This window comes from Meiothermus sp. QL-1 (genome assembly GCF_003351145.1).
GTDB lineage: Bacteria > Deinococcota > Deinococci > Deinococcales > Thermaceae > Meiothermus.
This window is the reverse complement of the sequence record NZ_QQSV01000002.1, coordinates 299013-316670: the sequence shown is the minus strand read 5'-3', so window position 1 is coordinate 316670 and position 17658 is coordinate 299013. Positions and strand designations below refer to the sequence as shown.

The window sequence follows — 17658 nt, the reverse complement described above, 5'->3', positions numbered from 1 at the left end:
TTTTGCAGCAAACTGCGGTCTCCTCGCAGCAGCAAGCAGTCAGAATACATCCCTATTGGAGAGCTTCATTCCTTCTACTTACCGACTTAGCCGCTGCTACCATTTCCCTTGGCACTGCTATTGGTTTGAGGTATCTTTGGGATCGCTCCTTGCTATGGGATGCGTACATCGAGCTATGGCCAATGCTGTTTTTGTTCCCCCTAGCCTACGCGCTGGCTGGGCTATATGGGGTAGGAATTGCCCCCCCCGAGGAGCTGCGTCGCCTTAGTTATGCCACCAGTCTGGTCTTTTTGGTGCTGGGCGGGGCTACCTTCATGTACAAGTCGGCCGCCGAGTACTCGCGCGGGGCCTTTGTCTTTGCCTGGGGGTTGGCCCTGGTGCTGGTGCCTTTGGGACGGGCCCTAGCCAGAGAGATGTTCGCCAGAAAAAGCTGGTGGGGCGCACCGGTGGTTGTCCTTGGGGCAGGCAAGACCGGGGAGGAGGTGGTGCGGGCGCTGGAACGCCAACCTGGGCTTGGGCTAAAACCCATAGCCTTGCTGGACGACGACCCCCACAAGCACGGCCTGGTGCTGGGCGGGGTGCAGGTGGTGGGGGGGCTCGAGCTGGCCGAGCAGTACGCCAAAGCAGGCGTCAAGCACGCGATTTTAGCCATGCCGGGGGTACCGAGGAACCGCCTGCTTGAGTTGATAGAAACGTACGGCCACCGCTTCCCCCACCTCATCGTGATACCGGACCTGCTTGGGCTGTCGAGCCTTTGGGTGGCGTCCAGGGACATTGGTGGCATACTCGGACTGGAGTTACAACATAAGCTCCTAAGCCCTGCTTCGAAAGTAACAAAACTCAGCATAGACTGGCTATTGGCCTTAGTTTGCTTTCTTTTGAGCTTGCCTCTACTCGGCCTAATCTGGGTACTTGTCAAAACTACCTCTATAGGCCCCGCATTTTACATACAGTCTCGACTGGGGCATAAAGGGAAAATTGTGAACATCATAAAATTCAGAACCATGTATGGCGACGGAGAAAAAAGGCTAGCACAAGTCCTTGCACAAAACGAGAGTTTACGCATTGAATACGAGCAATTTCACAAGCTAAGGAATGATCCCCGCCTCACACCACTGGGGAAATGGCTGCGGCGTTTTAGCCTAGACGAACTTCCTCAAATAATAAACGTCCTAAAAGGTGAGATAAGCTTGATAGGACCTAGGGCCTATCTTCCTAGAGAAAAAGAAAGAATAGGGAAGTTCACAAAAACAATCCTGAGCGTAAAACCGGGAGTTACTGGTCTGTGGCAGGTTAGTGGTCGGAACGAGCTCACCTTTGAAGAAAGGCTCCAAATTGACGTCTACTACGTACGCAACTGGTCGATCTGGCTGGACCTGTACATCCTGGCCCGCACGGTGTGGGTGGTTCTTACGGGCAAAGGTGCTTACTAGGTGAAAGCAGGGCTTAGAAAAACGATTGAGTGGACAGGACTGGGCCTTTTGCTCCTGCTCCCTCTCAAGGCCCCCTGGTTCGCTACAGCCGCCGGGCTTGGTCTGTGGCGGGTGCTGCGCCACCGGCAGGGGGTGCTGGCCTGGGCTTTTGGCGCCCTGGCTGTGGCCGGCGGGCTCGGCCAACTGCTGGCCACCCCGCCCAATCTGCTGCCCCAGGTAGCCCCAGGCTTTGCCACCAGCAACCTGCCCCCCGGCCAGAGCCCCAACCTGCTGAGCCCCTTTCTCCACGGCTTGCTGGGCTGGAACCCCGAGGAGGGCGGTCAGCGCGCGGCTAAGGCGGTGGGCGATGGGTTCTGGCGAATACCCCAGCATAGCCCGGCAGGCCGGCGCTACGTCGAGTTTTTCGTGGACCGCTGGTACCCCCTGGAGGCCGGAAAAACCTACACCCAGAGCTTCTACATACGGCACGACGGGAGCCAGGCCAGGTTCACCATCACCTTCTTCACCCAGCGGGGACACCATCCTGTGCCCACCCAGATGGAAGCGGTGGCCCCAGGGGTCTGGCGGGTCTGGGCCAGCTACACCGCCCAGGAGGGCGACCGGGCGGTGCGGGCCATCGACTTCTTCAACGAAGGGGGCGACTTCACCTATCTGGAGGTGGGCTGGGCGCAGCTCGAGGAGGGCCCCACCCCCACCGCCTACCGCATGGGGCCCACCGGGCTGAAGTCGCTGGGCTGGCGGCTTTGGTGGTGGGTGGGCGTCGCCTTGCTGGGCTTCCTGGTGCTACAGGCAGGCCTCTGGCTTTTTCAAAGCATCCCTCCCTCCAAAGCTGCGTGGGCCATCCTGCTCGGGATGCTGGCCCACCTGGCCTACGCGGGCTGGCAGTGGCTCGAGGCCGGCCCAGGCGCCCGCGTCGCCGGCCTCACCCCCCAGCCCAACTTCCTGGGCCACGGCGCGGTCATGGCCGCAGGGCTGATCTGGGTGCTGGGGGGCAAGCGGCTTGGGGGGGTGGCGCTGGGGCTGGCCGCGGCCTTGCTCTTTCTCTCCGGCAGCCGCACGGCTTTTTGGGCGCTGCTGCTTTTGGGGGGAGCGTGGGCCTGGAGCCTGGGGCGCTCCCGGCCCTGGGTGCTGGGGCTAGCCGGGCTGCTGGGGGCGCTGGCCCTCTGGCAGCCCGAGCTTCTGGGGCGGCTTTCCCAGGCCCTGACCCTGGACCACAGCGCCCAGGCCCGGCTGCAGTTCTGGCAGGTGGCCATCCAGGCCCTGCGGGAAAACCCCCTAGGCGGCATCGGCTTTGGTCATTTTCCCCTCTATTTCGACCTTAACCCACCGCCCAACCCCATCGAGCCTTCCCCCCCCCACGCCCACAACCTGGCGCTCCACCTGCTGGCCGAGGGGGGCCTGCTGGCCCTGCTGGGGCTGGGGATCTGGCTTCTGGGTGTGGGGCACGCCCTGCTCAAGGCCGGGGCCCGGCCTAGCCTGACCCTTTTGGGCATCGCTTTGCTGCTCAATCTCACCGACTTCTCGCTCTTCTCGGCCTGGGTCTACTATCCGCTGTTGCTGGCGGTGGCTTTTGGGCTGCAAAAGCAGCACAGCCCGGCTCGGGTGGGGTTATGATGGGCCCAGCATGGCCGCTGCTAGCAGCCAGAGGTCTTTTGCAGTGCGGGTGCCGGCCACCCTGGCCAACCTGGGCTCCGGCTTCGACGCCCTTGGGGTGGCGCTCGACCTCTACCTGGAGGTCCGCGCCACCCCCGCCCCCGAGGACGCCTTCTACTACACCGGGCAGGGCCAGCTCCCCAACACCCCCGACAACCTGATCCACCAGGGCTACCGCGCCGCCTGGCAGGCTCTAGGAGAGACCCGCCCGCCCCCCGTGGCCATCTGGGCCCACAACCCGATTCCCCTGGCCCGCGGCATGGGCAGCAGCTCGGCGGCCCTGGTGGCCGGGGCTGCCCTAGCCGACGCGATATCGGGCCACCGGCTGGGCCGGGAGGGGGTCTTTCGGGTGACGGCTGCCCTGGAAGGGCACCCCGACAACGTGGCCCCGGCGGTCTACGGAGGCTTCGTGGCCGCCCTGGCCGACCCCCCGCTGGCCCTGCCGCTGCCCGCTCCCCAGGGGCTTCGCTTTGTGCTGGGGGTGCCCCCCTACGAGGTGCCCACCCCTCTGGCCCGCGCTGCCCTGCCCCAGACGGTGCCCTACGCCGATGCGGTCCACAACCTGGCCCGCAGCGCCCTCTGGCCCGCTGCGCTCTACTCAGGCTGCTACGAGGCCCTGCGGGAGGCCGCCCGCGACCGGCTGCACCAGCCCTACCGGGCCCACCTTATGCCGGGGCTGGAGGAGGCCCTGGAGGCGGCCTACCGGGCGGGCGCGCTGGCCGCTTTCGTAGGGGGAGCGGGCCCCACCCTGGCCGCCCTGGCCAGGCCCGAGCATATCCCGGCCATCTGCCAGGCCCTGCAGGCCTACGTGGGCCAGGGCAGCACGCTGGTGCTGGGGCTGGGCAGGGGGCTGGCCTACGCTCCACAGGAGGGTTAGCTTGGAGGGAAGCTTCCACACCATCCCCCTGAGCGATGTGCTAGAGATGATCCACGCCAACCGCGGCACCGGCGTTTTGCAGCTCACCTGCGGCCGGCTACCCCTAAGGCTTCACTTCGTGGAAGGGGAGGTGGTAGGGGGTGGCATCCTGGACTGGGAGGGCTTCGAGGCCATCGTCACCTTTCCCCTCCACCCCGAGGAGGGCCGGTTCTACTTCCGAGCAGGCCCCCAGCAGGGCACGCCCCTGATGCCCTTCCGGGTCTTCATGGCCGAGTGGGCCCGCCTGAGCGACCAGTGGACCCGCTTCCGCAGCGTGCTGGACTCCCCCAGCCGGGTGCTGGAAACCCCCCGGGCCACCGAGCCCTTCGCGGTCTTTGTGGGGGGGCGGAGCGTACGGGCTGCGGCCAGGAACTGGGGGGTGCCGCTCATCATCGCCGCCGAGCGGGCCTGGCGGGGCCTGCGCGAGGGCGACCTGACCAAGCTGCGCAAGTACGCCTGGTTCGGCCTGCGCATCCGCCACCCCTCGGCCCGCCGCACCCAGGCCGGCATCCGCGACCCCGAGGACATCACCGCGCTGCTGGACGGCAGCTGCAACCTGGGCGAGCTCATCCAGGCGGGGCTCCCCATCCCCCGGGTGCGGGCTTACCTGATCGACCAGATCAGCCGCGGGGCCCTGGAAGCCCCTGGCCGGGGCTGGGTCCTGCGCGACCTTCTTTGGGAGCAGGAGGCAGAGGCAAGGGGCCTTTAGGTCGAAAAAACGGAGCAAAAATCACCTCCGCTGCCCCCTTACCGGGGTAAGATAGGAAGGCAGACCCAATCGGCCTGCGGGCCTAGGGCCCCACAAGGAGGTCTCATGAGCGTCCTGGAACGGGCGCAGGCTGTGCTACCTGCCCCACGCGAGCCCATAGTCAACGACTTCTCCATAGCCGTCGCCACCGTCAACGGAACCGGCAGCCAGACCGCAAACCTAACCCTGCTGCGGTCTTTTTTTAGGCTCGGCATACCCGTGCACGGCAAAAACATCTTCCCCTCTAACATCCAAGGCCTGCCCACCTGGTACCACATCCGGGTAAGCCGCGAGGGCTACGTGGCCCGCAAGCCCCCGGACATCCTGGTGGCCTTCAACCCCACCACCGCCGCCGAGGACGTACAGGGGCTGCCGGCCGGAGGGGTTTGCCTGTACGCCACCGACCTCAAGAACCTGCCCCAGCGCGACGACCTGGTCTACTACCCGGTGCCCGCGGCCGAACTGCTGGCCGGCCTCGAGGTCCCGGTCAAGCGCCGGCCCTACCTAGCCAACATGGCCTACGTGGGGGCGCTGGCCTGGATGCTGGGGGTGCCCCTGGAGACTGTGGCAGAAGCTTTGGCGGCTCAGTTCGAGCAGCGGCCCAAACTGGTGGAGGACAACCTCGAGGTGGTGCGCCGGGCCCACGCCTGGGCCAGCGAAAACCTGCGCAAGCAGGACCCCTACCGCATCGAGCCCATGGAAAAGACCCAGGGCCTCATCCTGATGACCGGCAACGAGGCGGGAGCCCTGGGCGCGGTCTTCGGCGGGGTAAGCGTGGCGGCCTGGTACCCCATCACCCCTGCCACCAGCTTCATGGACGCCCTGCGGGGCTTCCTGAGCGAGCTGCGCCGCGACGAGGCTGGGCGGCCCACCTACGCCGTGGTCCAGGCCGAAGACGAGCTGGCGGCAGCAGGCATCGTGCTGGGGGCGGGCTGGGCCGGGGCTCGGGCCCTCACCGCCACCAGCGGGCCCGGGCTCAGCCTGATGGCCGAATTCATGAGCTACGGCTACTTCGCCGAGATTCCCGCGGTCATCTGGGACATCCAGCGGGTGGGCCCCAGCACCGGCCTGCCCACCCGCACCAGCCAGGGGGATGTGGCCTTCGCCTACACCCTGGGCCATGGCGACACCAAGCATCCCATCCTCTTCCCCTCCTCCCTCGAGGAGTGCTTCGAGTTCGGCTGGCGGGCCTTCGACCTGGCCGAGGAGCTCCAGACCCCCGTCCTGGTGCTCTCCGACCTCGACCTGGGGATGAACCACTGGATGGGCCGGCCCTTCGCCTACCCTGCCGAGCCCCTCAAACGCGGCAAGGTGCTGAGCGCCGAGGCCCTGGAGGTCCGGGGGGGCTTCGCCCGCTACAAGGACGTGGACGGCGACGGCATCCCCTACCGAACCCTGCCCGGCACCCCCCACCCCCTGGCGGCCTACTTTACCCGCGGCAGCGGCCACAACGAGCAGGCCCAGTACAGCGAGCGCCCTGAGGACTACGCCCGCCTGATGGCCCGGCTGGCCCGCAAGTTCGAGACCGCCCGCAGGCTGGTGCCCCCCCCTGCCGTAGAGCTCCACCCCCAGGCCCGCATCGGGGTCATCGCCTACGGCTCCACCCGCTATGCCATCGAGGAAGCCCGCGACCGGCTGCGCGAGCGCCTGCCCCTGAGCTTCCTGCGCCTGCGGGCTTTGCCGATTGGCCCCGAGGTGGGCGAGTTCGTGGCCGCCCACGAGCGGGTCTATGTGATTGAGCTCAACCGCGACGGCCAGCTACACGGCATCCTGCGGGCTGAGCTACCCGAGCACGCCGCTAAGCTTCGCAGCCTGGCCTATCTGGACGGCCTGCCCCTTACAGCGGCCTGGGTGATGGCCCGGCTGCTCGAAAAAGAGGAGGCAGCATGAAGGAAACCACTCCCCTGAAGCCAAACGCGGTGGGCCTGAGCAAGAAGGACTACGACGGGGCCCCCAGCACCCTTTGCAAAGGCTGCGGCCACAACAGCATCGCCAGCCAGATCGTGCAGGTGGCCTACGAGCTCAACTTAAAGCCCCACCAGGTCATCAAGCTCTCCGGCATCGGCTGCTCTTCCAAGTCGCCGGCCTACTTCCTGGGCATGTCCCACGGCTTCAACGCCCTGCACGGGCGGATGCCCAGCGTGGCCACCGGGGCTCTTCTGGCCAACCACACCCTGAAGGCCATCGGGGTCTCGGGCGACGGCGACACCGGCAGCATCGGGCTCGGGCAGTTCAAGCACCTCCTGCGGCGCAACCTGCGCATGGTCTACATCATCGAGAACAACGGGGTCTACGGCCTCACCAAGGGCCAGTTCTCGGCCACCGCCGAGGAGGGGCTGCGCCTCAAGTACGCCGGCACCAACCCCTTTCCCCCCATCGACCTCTGCCTGGAGGCCATCGTGGCCGGGTGCGGCTTCGTGGCCCGCAGCTTTGCCGGCGACGCCAGGCAGGTGCGCGAGCTCCTCAAGGCCGCCCTCTCCCACCGGGGCACCGCGGTGCTGGACATCATCAGCCCCTGCGTCACCTTCAACAACGAGGACGACAGCCCCAAGAGCTACGGCTACGGCACCCAGCACGAGAAGCCCCTGCATGAGCTGGGCTTTGTTCCGCCCGCGGAGGAAATCAGCATCGAGCCGCTAACCCCGGGGGAGGTTCGGCTGGTGGAGCTCCACGACGGCTCGCACCTTCGCCTGCGCAACCTGGAGGAGGCCTACGACCCCACCGACCAGATGGGGGCCATACGGCGCCTGCTGGATGCCCAGGCCAGGGGGGAGTTCATCACCGGCCTCCTCTACTACAACCCCCACCGGCCCAGCCTGGCCGAGGTGGAGGGGCTGGGCACCCCCCTGGCCCAGCTCCCCCCAGCGCTCATGCGGCCCGGCCCCGAGCGGCTGGAAGCGGTGCTGCGCCGGTATAGCTAGAGCCAGCCGTTGAGGCGGTACTTCAAAAGGCCCAGGTACTCCCGCACCAGCGGGGTGAGGGCCTGCAGGCGGTCGTAGGGGGTGGGCAGGGCCATGTCAAAGCGGGGCTCGCTCGAGTTCACGCTCACCACCTCCAGGCCCAGCCGGCGGAAGGCCCCCACCGCGCGGCGGCTGTGGGCCGGGGTGGTGACCAGCAAGACCCGCCGGTAGCCCCGCTCCCGGGCGAGCGCCGCCACCGCCAGGGCCTCGGTCCGGGTGGTGCGCATCTCGGGCAGGAGGATGAGCTCCGGCCCGGCCGGGCCATAAAGCGCCCGCACCCGCTCGGCGGCCACCTTGCCCAAGGAGGGGCAGCGGGCGTCGCCGAAAATCTCGCCCACGGTGTCGGAGAGGGTGAGGCGGGGGGCGTAACCGGCCCGCCAGAGCTCCAGCCCCTTTTCCAGCCGGGCCAGGGAGCTGGCCTCCAGCACCCCTGCCCCGCAGTGCATGCCCCCCCCGAGCACCACGATGAGGTCGGCCCTTTGCGGCGGCTCGTCCACCACCAGCGGCTGCAGCAGAAAGGCCGTGAGCGGGCTGAAGAGCACCAGGGCCACAAAAAGGGCCAGCAGCCCGCTGGCGTAAAGCAGAAGGCGAAAGGCGAACAACCCCAGCAGGGTGCCCAGAAACCAGAGCCCCGCCGCCGCAAGTTGGCCCAGCTCGGGGTGCAAAACCAGCCCCAGGGGCAAAAGGAGCAGGGAAAGACCAGCGGCCAGCAGGAGTCTCCAAAGCTTAGGCATTCCAGCCCAAGCCTACCCCACGCCGCCCCCCATTTTCATGACGCTTTTACCGCACATACCTCGTGATACGATATATCCATGCCTGCCCTAACCGCCGACCAGAAGATGGTGCTGGAGATGGTGCGCCAGGTGGCCCGCGAGGTCCTGTGGCCGCTGGCGCCCGAGTACGACCGCAGCGGGGCCTTCCCCTGGCCCCAGCTCAAAAAGCTGGGGCAGCTCGGGCTGCTGGGCATGACCACCCCCGAGGCCTGGGGCGGGGCGGGGCTGGACTCGGTCACCTGGGCCCTGGCCCTGGAGGAGATCGCCGCCGCCGACCCCAGCGTGGCGGTAATTCTCTCGGTGACCTCGGGCCTACCGCAGTACATGCTCCTGCGCTTCGGCACCGAGGCGCAGAAAAGGAAGTACCTCACCCCCTTGGCCCGGGGGGAGTGGATTGGGGCTTTCTGCCTCACCGAACCCCACGTCGGCTCCGACCCGGCCTCGCTCAAGACCCGGGCCCGGCGGGTGCCGGGGGGCTGGCGGATCTCGGGGGTCAAGAGCTGGGTGACCTCGGGGGGCGAGGCCCAGGTCTACGTGGTGATGGCCCGGACCGAGGCCGGTATCAGCAGCTTTATTGTGGAGAAAACCACCCCCGGCCTCAGCTTTGGCCCGCCAGAGGAGAAGATGGGCCTCCACGCCGCCCATACCTGCGAGGTGCGGCTGGAGGAGGTCTTTGTCCCGGAGGAAAACCTGCTGGGGCCGGAGGGACGGGGGCTGGCCCAGGCCCTGGCCGGGCTCGACTCGGGGCGGATTGGGATCGCGGCCCAGGCGGTGGGAATAGCCCGGGCCGCCTTCGAGATTGCCAGGCAGTATGCCGACGAGCGCACCCAGTTCGGCCAGAAAATTCGCGAATTCCAGGGAGTGGGCTTCAAGCTGGCCGAGATGCACGCCCAGATTGCGGCTGCAAGGGCGCTGGTGCTGGAGGCCGCGGCCAAGAAGGACCGGGGGGAGCGCTACACCCTGGAGGCCTCCACCGCCAAGCTTTTCGCCTCGGAGGTAGCGGTGGGGGTGACCCGTGCGGCGGTGCAGGTGCTGGGGGGTTACGGCTACCACCGCGACTACCGGGTGGAGCGCTACTACCGCGACGCCAAGATCACCGAGATTTACGAGGGCACCAGCGAGATTCAGAAGCTCATCATCGCCCGCGAGCTCTACCGCTAGGGCTGGCCGCCAAGCCCCGCTCGATGAGCCGAAGCAAACGGGCCTCCTCACCGGGCACCCGGTCGCCCAGGCGGACCGCCGCCACGATGGGCAGCCAGGCCTCCAGCTCGAGCCGCTCCAACCCCGCAAAGCGCTGGTAGTGGGCCAGGTAGGCCTGGCAGAATAGACGCCTTTGCTGCTCGAAGGCTGGCCGCCCGGGCCAGTCCGGAGGCAGCTCGCTGTAGCGCAGGAGCAGGACCGTGCGGGCCACGTCGGCCGCAGGGCTGCCCCGGCTGGCCAACGACCAGTCCACCGCGTAGGCCTCCTCATCCGCGACCAGAACGTTCTCGGGGTGAAGGTCGCCGTGGCAGAGCGCGCTGCCCTCAGGAAGGCGCTCCAGGTGCTCCAGCAAGGCCGCCCGAAGCTCTGGGGAAAGCGGGCTGGCCTCAATCCGCCGGATAATGCGCATCCTCTGGGAGGGCATCTGGGCGGCCGGGCAGGTGTGGAGCCGGTGGTGCAGCCAGGCCAGCCGTTCGGCCGCCTGCTGCAGGTGATGGGGCCCGAGGAGGAGGTAGTCGCTCATCGGCATTCCCCGCAGCCACTCCATCACCACGCCCCAGCGGCCCTCCAACGCGAGCACATCGGCCACCCGCGGGGCGGGCGCCCCCAGAAGCCAGGCCTGCTGGGCCAGGTAGGCCTCGAGCCGAGCGTCGACCTCAGTGTACTCGGGCCAGAAGAGCTTAATCACGTAGCCATCGGCCCAAGCCAGCACCTCGGCCTCGCGCCCCTGCCCCAGCCGCGCCAGCATCCAGCCCAGCTTATCGCAAACGCCCTGCGAATGTGGCCGCCCTTGACAAACAAAGCCCCTTGCATCCTTATACTGACCCTATGCCGGACCCAACGCTCATCGTGGTGGAGTCCCCGGCCAAGGCCAAGAGCATTCAGAAGATGCTGGGAGCCGGCTATGAGGTGCGGGCCAGCAAGGGCCACGTGGCCGACCTGCCCGAGCACAACCTGGGCGTGGACATCGAGGCCGACTTCGCACCTCAGTACGAGGTCAAAAAGGACAAGCAGCCGGTGGTGGAGGAGCTCAGGCGGGCCGCCCGGGGCAAGCGGGTGCTGATCGCCACCGACCCCGACCGGGAGGGCGAGGCCATCGGCTGGCACGTGGTGCGGCTGCTGGGCCTCGACCCCAAAAACCCTTTGCGGGTGGAGTTCCACGAGATCACCCCCAAGGTGGTGCGGGCGGCGGTGGCCCGGCCGCGGCCCATCGACCAAAACCTGGTGGACGCCCAGCAGGCCCGGCGGGTGCTGGACCGGCTGGTGGGCTACCAGCTCTCCCCCATCCTGAGCATGGAGTTCCGCCGGCGGGCCCTGTCGGCGGGCCGGGTACAGTCGGTGGCCCTCAGGCTTCTGGTGGAGCGGGAGGAGGAGATCGAGCGCTTCGAGCCGGAGGAGTACTGGCGCATCGCGGCGACCTTCTCCTCGGAGGGGCAGCGCTTCACCGCCGAGCTATATAGCGTGCGGGGAGAGCGGGTTCTCGGCGAGCGGTTCCTCATCACCCAAGAAGCCCAGGCCCAGGCCCTGCTGCAGGAGGCCCGGGCGGTGGAGGCCTACTGCATCGCCCGCCTCGAGCGGCGCGAGCGCCGGCGCAGCCCCGCCCCTCCCTTCACCACCTCCACCCTGCAGCAAGCCGCCAGCAGCCGCTTGGGCTGGACTGCCAGCCGCACCATGCGCGTGGCCCAACGGCTTTACGAGGGGGTAGAGCTGCCCGAGGGGCCGGTGGGGCTCATCACCTACATGCGCACCGACTCCACCCGGGTCTCGCAGGAGGCGCTGGACGAGGTGCGGCGCTTCATCCCGGCGCGCTTTGGGCCCGCCTACTTGCCAGAGAAACCCCACCAGTACGCCAGCAAGAAAGCGCAAAACGCCCAGGACGCCCACGAGGCCATCCGCCCCACCGCGGTAGAGCGAACCCCGGAGGCGGTGCGGCCCCACCTGAGCGAGGAGGAATTCAAGCTCTACCAGCTCATCTGGCAGCGCTTCGTGGCCTCCCAGATGAGCCCGGCGGTCTACGAGCAGACCACCGCCACGGTGGAAGGCGGGGGGCTGGTCTTCCGCGCCACGGGCTCGGTGGTCCGGTTCGACGGGTTCCTGAAGGTCTACGGGCGCGAGGAGGACGAGGCGGAAAAGCAGCTCCCTCCCCTGCGCGAGGGGGCTTCGGCCCACCTGGAGGGCCTCGAGCCCAGCCAGCACTTTACCGAGCCCCCTCCCCGCTACACCGATGCCAGCCTGGTCAAAACCCTGGAGGAGATGGGCATCGGCCGCCCCTCCACCTATGCCCCCACCATCGAGACCCTGGAACGCCGCAACTACATCGAGCGGCAGGGGAAGTCGCTCCGGCCCACCCCCCTAGGCCGCGAGGTCACTCACTACCTGGTGCGGATGTTCCCCGACGTGGTGGCCTACGACTTCACCGCCCAGCTCGAGACCCGCCTCGACCAGATCGAGGAGGGCAAGGCCCACTGGCCCAAGGTGGTGCGGGAGTTCTACGAGCCCTTTTTAGAGGACTTCAAAAAGGTGCCCAGAAAGCTCTGCCCCGAGTGCGGCCGGCCTTTAGAGCTCAAGGTCTCGCGCTACGGCCAGTTTCTGGGCTGCACCGGCTACCCCGAGTGCCGCTATACCGAGCGGCTCGAGCTGAGGAAGGAGCCCGAGCCCACGGGGGAGGCCTGCCCGGCCTGCAAAGAGGGCGAGCTGGTGCGGCGCTTCGGCCGCTACGGCAGCTTCATAAGCTGCAACCGCTACCCGGCCTGCACCTACACCCGCGATGAGGCCCCCTCCACCGGCATCACCTGCCCCAAGTGCCGCACCGGCGAGGTGGTGCAGAAGACCAGCAAGCGGGGCAGGCCCTACTACCGCTGCAACCAGCCCGGCTGCGACTTCCTGGTCTTCAACCCGCTGCTGCCCGACAAGTGCCCTCTTTGCGGCTGGAACGAGCTGGACAAGGGCCGGCTGCGGGCCTGCTCCAACCCGGCCTGTGAGCGTTATGGAGGCCCGCGGCCTGGGGCCCAGCGCGAAAAAGGGCAACCCAAGACCAGGAAAAGCACCTGGGCCGACCTCGAGCCCCTCATCCCCCAGGCTGGCCTTACCCCCGAGCAGGCCCAGGTAGCCCGGCTGACCCGGGGCCAGCAAAAGGCCGTGCCGCAGGCGGCCCAGGCCCTGGGTAAGCCCGAGGCCGAGACCCTGAAGCTCTTCCGCCAGGCCCTATTCAAGCTGCGGATGGCCTATGGTAAGCAGCGCAAGGAAGAGGTGGTCGGCGCCCGATGAAGCTCCACCTGCTCCGGCTGGCCAGGGCCCAAAAAGAGGTCCGCTTCCCCGGGCTCGCGGCCTTCTGGGCCCGCCGGCTGGAAGCAGCCGAGGAGGCCATGAAGGGGCGGCTTTACCTGCTGCTCGAAGGGGAGCTGGTGATCGACCTGCCCGACGGCGGCTACCTGCACCTGCGTCCGAGCGAGGCCGCCCACCTGGAGGGGCCCCACCGCCTGGTGCCGGTGGGACCCTGCGTGGTGGCTGCCTGGGAAAAGTAGCCGGGCCCCAAGGCGGGCGCTAGCCCTACCTTCTATCATCCGGCTATGAACCGGGTGGCCATTTTTATCGACGGCAGCAACCTGTATAGGGGTCTGGTCTCCACCTTGGGCCCGGAGTATCGCCTGGACTTCGTGGCCTTTGTATCCGCCCTGGCCGCCGGGCGGCCCCTGCTGCGGGCCTACTACTACAACGCCCCCCTGCCCAGCGAAGACCCCGCCGCCAAGGCCCACCAGAGCTTCCTCAACTACCTGCGCCGGGCCCCCTACGTGACGGTGCGCCTGGGCCGGTTGGAGCGCCGGGGGGAGACCTTTGTGGAAAAAGGGGTGGACATCCAGATCGCCACCGATATGCTCAAGCTGGCCTACGCCCACGCCTACGACGTGGCCATCCTAGTCTCGGGCGACGCCGACTTCGCCGAGGTCTTCAAGGTGCTGCAGGACATGGGCAAGCAGGTGGAGAACACCACCTTCCAAAGCCTCTCCTCCTACCGGCTGGCCCAGCAGGCCGACCGGTACTACCCCCTGGACCACCTGCCCTGGGAGCAGCTCCGGGCGCGAAGCCTGGAAGGGGAGGAGCTGGCCCCGGAGTAGGGCCTAGGGCAGGAAGACTGCCCCCGGCATCCGCTGCCCACAAAGGGCCCAGGCCACCTCGCGCCCCAGCCGGGCCCCCACCACGTTGCCGGTCCCGCTGTAGCCGCCTATGGCCCAGACCCCAGGCCGCACCTCCTCGGCGATGGGCCAGCCGGTGGGGGTGTAGCCCACCGAGGCCGCCCAGCGATGGGTGACGGGGGCCCTCACCCCCAGGGCCTCGAGCCACCCCTCCAGCCGCCGCTGGAGGCTGGGGGTGGGCTCGTCGGAGCAGGTCCACTCGGCCGCTTCTTCCCGGTCGCGCATCCCCCCCAAGGCCAGCCGCCCGTCGGGGAGCTGCTGGAAGTAGTCGTAGCCCCAGCGCCGGTAGACCGGCCGGGGAAAGCGGGGGGGAATGGGGGCGGTGGCCAGCATCTGCAGCCGGGCGGTGCGCACCCGGCCCTCCAGCTCGGGCAGGACCTGCTCGAGCCTTCCGTCCACCGCCACCAGCACCCCCTCGCAGCGCACCCGGCCCTTGGGGGTGCGCACCTCGCCCCAGCGAATCTCCAGCGCCGGGCTCTGCTCAAAAAGCCGGGCCCCCGCCTCCAGGGCCTTCCGTGCCAGCCGGCGGCAGCGCAAAAGGGGGTTCATGGCCGCGTCATCGGGCAGCAAAATGCCCTCCCCCTCAGGCCCCGCGTAGGGCCAGGCGGCAAACCCGTCGGCCCGCAAGGCCGCCAGGTGGGCCTCGCAGTCCTCCAGCTCTTCGCTGGAGGCGGCCACCCGCAGCGAGCCCACCCGCCGAACAGCCTCCGGGGTCTCCCGGGCCATCCGCTCAATCTGCTCTAAGGTGGCCTGGTACACCCGCCGGGCCCGCTCGCGCCCGTAGGCCCGCACGCTTTGGTGGTAGAACCGGGCCAGGCCCGCCAGCAAAAACCCGCCGTTGCGGCCGGCCGCTCCCCCCGCAACCCTCCCAGCGTCAAGCCCCACCACCCTTCGGCCCAGACGCAAAAGCTCCAAAATGGCCGAAAGCCCCGAGCCGCCCAGGCCCACCACGCACACCTCGGCCTCCAGGCTGCCCTCCAGCTTGGGCAGCCCGGGCCAGCCGCCGCCCTCCCAGACCGGCGTGTTCATGGCCCAAGCATACCGCCCACTGTGAGCCGGGTGAGGGTCACGCCCCGGCCAGACGGCGTATGCTTTAGCCATGGCCGCCTTCGCGGTGGAGAAGCTGGGCCGGATGCCCTACCAGGAGGCCTGGGAGTACCAGAAGCGGGTGCACGCCGAGGTAGCAGCGGGCCGGCGCGAGCCCACCCTTTTACTTCTAGAGCACCCCCCCACCATCACCCTGGGCCGGGCCGCCAAGCCCGAGCACCTGCTTCTGCCCGAGGAGCGGTACCGGGCCATGGGCATCGAACTCTTCGCCGTAGAGCGGGGCGGCGACGTGACCTACCACGGCCCGGGCCAGCTGGTGGGCTACCCCATCTTCCCGGTGGGCCGGCAGGTGCGGGGGTTTTTGCGGCGGCTGGAGCAGGCCATCCTCCAGGTTGCAGCCAGCTACGGCATCGAGGCCTATCCTAGCCCGGGCTACGCCGGGGTCTGGGTGCGGACAGCCCCGGAGCAGGAGGAAAAGCTCTGCGCCTTCGGGGTGGCCATCAAAAAAGACGTGGCCTTTCACGGCTTTGCCCTGAACGTGAACACCCGGCTCGAGGACTTCAGTCTGATCGTGCCCTGCGGCCTCAGGGACAAGGGGGTGACCTCGCTGCAAAAAATCCTGGGCCACCCCCTGAGCCTGGAGGAGGTGGCAGAGCGGGTGGTAGAGGCCATGGCCCAGGTCTTCCCAGCCTTTCCGACCAAGGAGCCAGCATGAGGAACCTCAAAACCATCCAGCTAGAGGACTTCCAAAACGGGGGTCTTATCGAACTCAAGGTGGTCCCGGGCGGCATCGCGCAGGAGCGGCCCGAACCCGTCGACCGCAACAAGCCGGCCTGGCTGCGGGCCACCGCGCCCACCGGGCCCAACTACCACCGCCTGAAAGAGCTCACCCAGCGCCTGCGCCTCTTCACCGTCTGCCAGGAAGCCCGCTGCCCCAACATCGGGGAGTGCTGGAGCCACGGCACCATGACCATCATGGTGCTGGGCAGCGTCTGCACCCGGGCCTGCAAGTTCTGCGCGGTGGACACCGGAAACCCCAGGGGCTGGGTGGACCCCCTGGAGCCCCTGCACGTGGCCCAGGCGGTGGCCGAGCTGGGGCTCAGGTACGTGGTGCTCACCTCGGTGGACCGCGACGACCTGCCCGACGGTGGGGCGGCCCACTTCGCCGAGTGCGTGCGGCAGATCAAGCGGCTCGACCCCGGGGTCAAGGTGGAGACCCTCACCCCCGACTTCCAGGGCAACCTGAGGAGCGTGGAGGTGGTGCTGGAGGGGGGCCAGGAGGTGTTCGCCAACAACCTGGAGACCGTTCGCCGCCTCACCCCCAAGGTGCGCGACCCCCGCGCGGGCTACGACCAGACCCTGAGGGTGCTCGAGCACGCCAAGAAGGTGCGCCCCGAGGTGCTCACCAAGTCCAGCCTGATGCTGGGCTTGGGCGAGACCGAGGCGGAGATCCGGGAGGCCATGCGCGACCTGCGGGCCGTGGGGGTGGACATCCTCACCCTGGGCCAGTACCTGCGCCCCACCCAGCACCACCTGCCGGTTGAACGCTACGTGACCCCGGAGGAGTTCGCCAGGTACCGCGACTGGGGCTATGAGGCGGGCTTCATGGAGGTCTTCAGCGGACCCCTGGTGCGCAGCTCCTACCGGGCCGAAAAGGTCTTCTTTGAGGCAACCGAGAGGGTATGAGACCTTCCCCCAAGACTCGAGGCCGCCTGCTGGCCTGGGGCGACGCTTTGGCCATCGTGGCCTTCGCCCTCGTAGGGCTGAAGAGTCACGGGGAACCCCTGAGCCTGGCCGGCCTGGCGCGCAACGCTCTGCCCATCCTGCTGGCCTGGTTCCTGCTGGCCCCCTTCCTGCGCACCTACACCCGGCCCACCTGGCGCAACCTGCTCTACACCTGGGCCCTGGGGGTGAGCGCTGGGGTCTGGCTTCGCTTCATGGTGCTGCAGAAGTCCTTTGACGCGGGCTATCTGGTCTTCTGGGCGGTTAGCCTGGCCACCACCCTGGCCCTGCTGCTCCTTTGGCGGGGGCTGGCTTTCTGGCTCTTGCGGGACCGGCTGGCTAGGACCTAGGTATGCGCCTTTGCTCCATCCAGCTAGCCCACACCAAGGGCCTGCCCACCAGCATCCACAAGACCCCGGTGGCCGAGGCCCGGGCCACGTTTTGGGGCCTGGAGGGCGACTACATCGCCGACAGCGAACACCACGGCGGGCCCGACCAGGCGGTCTACGTCTACAGCCAGGCCGACTACGACTACTGGGCCGAGGAGCTGGGGGAGGCCCTAGCCCCCGGCAGCTTTGGCGAGAACCTGGTTTTCTCCAGCTTTGGCCCCCCACCCCTTCGCATCGGGGACCGCTTTCGCATTGGGGAGGTGGTGCTGGAGGTGAGCGCCCCCCGCATCCCCTGCGCCACCCTCGCAGCCCGCATGGGGGACCCGGGGTTCGTCCGGCGCTTTCGCCAGGCCCGGCGGCCCGGCTTTTACGCCCGGGTGCTGGCGGAGGGGTGGCTCAGGCCAGGGCAACCCATCGAGAAAATCCCCGCCCCTGCCCATTGGCCCACCGTGGAGGGGCTCTTCCAACTCTGGTACGACCCGGCCCCCTCCCCGGAGCAGCTCCGGGCGGCTATGGCAGCCCCGTTGGCCGCCCGGTTTCGGGCCGCCATGGCCAGACGCCTGGTTGAGGGGCTTTGATTTGGCCGTAATCCTGATATACTTAGTAGGAATTACGGCCCGCCCA

17 protein-coding genes are annotated in these 17658 nt (G+C 68.1%); 14 read left to right on the top strand and 3 right to left on the bottom strand.

Features of this window, described 5'->3' with window-relative positions:
- Positions 1–2 precede the first annotated feature (2 nt).
- The 6 genes from wbaP (at position 3) to DV704_RS04280 (ending at position 7671) form a co-directional block, all read left to right on the top strand.
- On the top strand, positions 3–1433 hold the full coding sequence (wbaP, locus tag DV704_RS04305; RefSeq protein WP_233498237.1) for an undecaprenyl-phosphate galactose phosphotransferase WbaP: 1431 nt from the start codon (positions 3–5) through the stop codon (positions 1431–1433).
- A gap of 48 nt (positions 1434–1481) precedes the next feature.
- Positions 1482–3047, top strand: a complete 1566-nt coding sequence (locus tag DV704_RS04300; protein ID WP_233498236.1) for an O-antigen ligase — start codon at positions 1482–1484, stop codon at positions 3045–3047.
- 10 nt (positions 3048–3057) lie between these two features.
- Complete coding sequence (gene thrB, locus DV704_RS04295; protein WP_114798326.1) at positions 3058–3963, top strand: homoserine kinase; 906 nt, start codon at positions 3058–3060, stop codon at positions 3961–3963.
- A 1-nt stretch (position 3964) separates the two neighbouring features.
- Positions 3965–4711 carry a DUF4388 domain-containing protein gene (locus tag DV704_RS04290; RefSeq protein WP_114798325.1) on the top strand — a complete coding sequence of 249 codons (747 nt, stop codon included), beginning with the start codon at positions 3965–3967 and terminating at the stop codon, positions 4709–4711.
- Between the two features lie 105 nt (positions 4712–4816).
- Positions 4817–6640 (top strand): 2-oxoacid:acceptor oxidoreductase subunit alpha, encoded by a 1824-nt coding sequence (locus DV704_RS04285; protein ID WP_114798324.1) that lies wholly within the window; start codon positions 4817–4819, stop codon positions 6638–6640.
- On the top strand, positions 6637–7671 hold the full coding sequence (locus DV704_RS04280) for a 2-oxoacid:ferredoxin oxidoreductase subunit beta (protein ID WP_114798323.1): 1035 nt from the start codon (positions 6637–6639) through the stop codon (positions 7669–7671). Before DV704_RS04285 ends, DV704_RS04280 begins: the two co-directional genes overlap by 4 nt.
- On the opposite strand, the gene DV704_RS04275 is transcribed toward DV704_RS04280, so the two are convergent.
- Positions 7668–8444, bottom strand: a complete 777-nt coding sequence (locus DV704_RS04275) for a YdcF family protein (RefSeq protein WP_233498235.1) — start codon at positions 8442–8444, stop codon at positions 7668–7670. The two genes, DV704_RS04280 and DV704_RS04275, sit on opposite strands and share 4 nt — an antisense overlap.
- A gap of 78 nt (positions 8445–8522) precedes the next feature.
- Between DV704_RS04275 and DV704_RS04270 the strand changes: the two genes are divergently transcribed.
- Positions 8523–9644 carry an acyl-CoA dehydrogenase family protein gene (locus tag DV704_RS04270; RefSeq protein ID WP_114798322.1) on the top strand — a complete coding sequence of 374 codons (1122 nt, stop codon included), beginning with the start codon at positions 8523–8525 and terminating at the stop codon, positions 9642–9644.
- On the opposite strand, the gene DV704_RS04265 is transcribed toward DV704_RS04270, so the two are convergent.
- Positions 9619–10431, bottom strand: a complete 813-nt coding sequence (locus DV704_RS04265; RefSeq protein WP_114798321.1) for a phosphotransferase family protein — start codon at positions 10429–10431, stop codon at positions 9619–9621. The genes DV704_RS04270 and DV704_RS04265 overlap by 26 nt on opposite strands.
- An 80-nt stretch (positions 10432–10511) precedes the next feature.
- Here DV704_RS04265 and topA point away from each other — a divergent pair, with 80 nt between their 5' ends.
- Genes topA through DV704_RS04250 form a run of 3 tightly spaced genes read left to right on the top strand, consistent with a single transcriptional unit; the run spans position 10512 to position 13798 of the window.
- A complete protein-coding gene (topA, locus tag DV704_RS04260; protein ID WP_114798320.1) occupies positions 10512–12950 on the top strand; it encodes a type I DNA topoisomerase in 2439 nt (812 codons plus the stop codon).
- Complete coding sequence (locus DV704_RS04255; RefSeq protein ID WP_114798319.1) at positions 12947–13207, top strand: hypothetical protein; 261 nt, start codon at positions 12947–12949, stop codon at positions 13205–13207. Before topA ends, DV704_RS04255 begins: the two co-directional genes overlap by 4 nt.
- 45 nt (positions 13208–13252) lie before the next feature.
- Positions 13253–13798 (top strand): NYN domain-containing protein, encoded by a 546-nt coding sequence (locus tag DV704_RS04250; RefSeq protein WP_114798318.1) that lies wholly within the window; start codon positions 13253–13255, stop codon positions 13796–13798.
- A gap of 3 nt (positions 13799–13801) precedes the next feature.
- On the opposite strand, the gene DV704_RS04245 is transcribed toward DV704_RS04250, so the two are convergent.
- Entirely contained in the window at positions 13802–14905 is a 1104-nt protein-coding gene (locus DV704_RS04245) for an FAD-binding oxidoreductase (RefSeq protein WP_114798317.1), read from the bottom strand.
- A 70-nt stretch (positions 14906–14975) separates the two neighbouring features.
- On the opposite strand from DV704_RS04245, the gene lipB reads away from it, so the two are divergent.
- The 4 genes from lipB to DV704_RS04225 are packed head-to-tail and all read left to right on the top strand — an operon-like array spanning position 14976 to position 17612.
- Positions 14976–15638 carry a lipoyl(octanoyl) transferase LipB gene (lipB, locus tag DV704_RS04240; RefSeq protein WP_114798316.1) on the top strand — a complete coding sequence of 221 codons (663 nt, stop codon included), beginning with the start codon at positions 14976–14978 and terminating at the stop codon, positions 15636–15638.
- Positions 15635–16609 (top strand): lipoyl synthase, encoded by a 975-nt coding sequence (lipA, locus tag DV704_RS04235; protein ID WP_114798315.1) that lies wholly within the window; start codon positions 15635–15637, stop codon positions 16607–16609. Before lipB ends, lipA begins: the two co-directional genes overlap by 4 nt.
- Positions 16606–16995 carry a DUF3054 domain-containing protein gene (locus DV704_RS04230; protein ID WP_114798314.1) on the top strand — a complete coding sequence of 130 codons (390 nt, stop codon included), beginning with the start codon at positions 16606–16608 and terminating at the stop codon, positions 16993–16995. Before lipA ends, DV704_RS04230 begins: the two co-directional genes overlap by 4 nt.
- Before the next feature lie 2 nt (positions 16996–16997).
- The gene (locus DV704_RS04225) at positions 16998–17612 is read left to right on the top strand and encodes an MOSC domain-containing protein (protein ID WP_114798313.1); all 615 of its coding nucleotides are present in this window, start codon (positions 16998–17000) and stop codon (positions 17610–17612) included.
- The last annotated feature ends 46 nt before the right edge of the window (positions 17613–17658 follow it).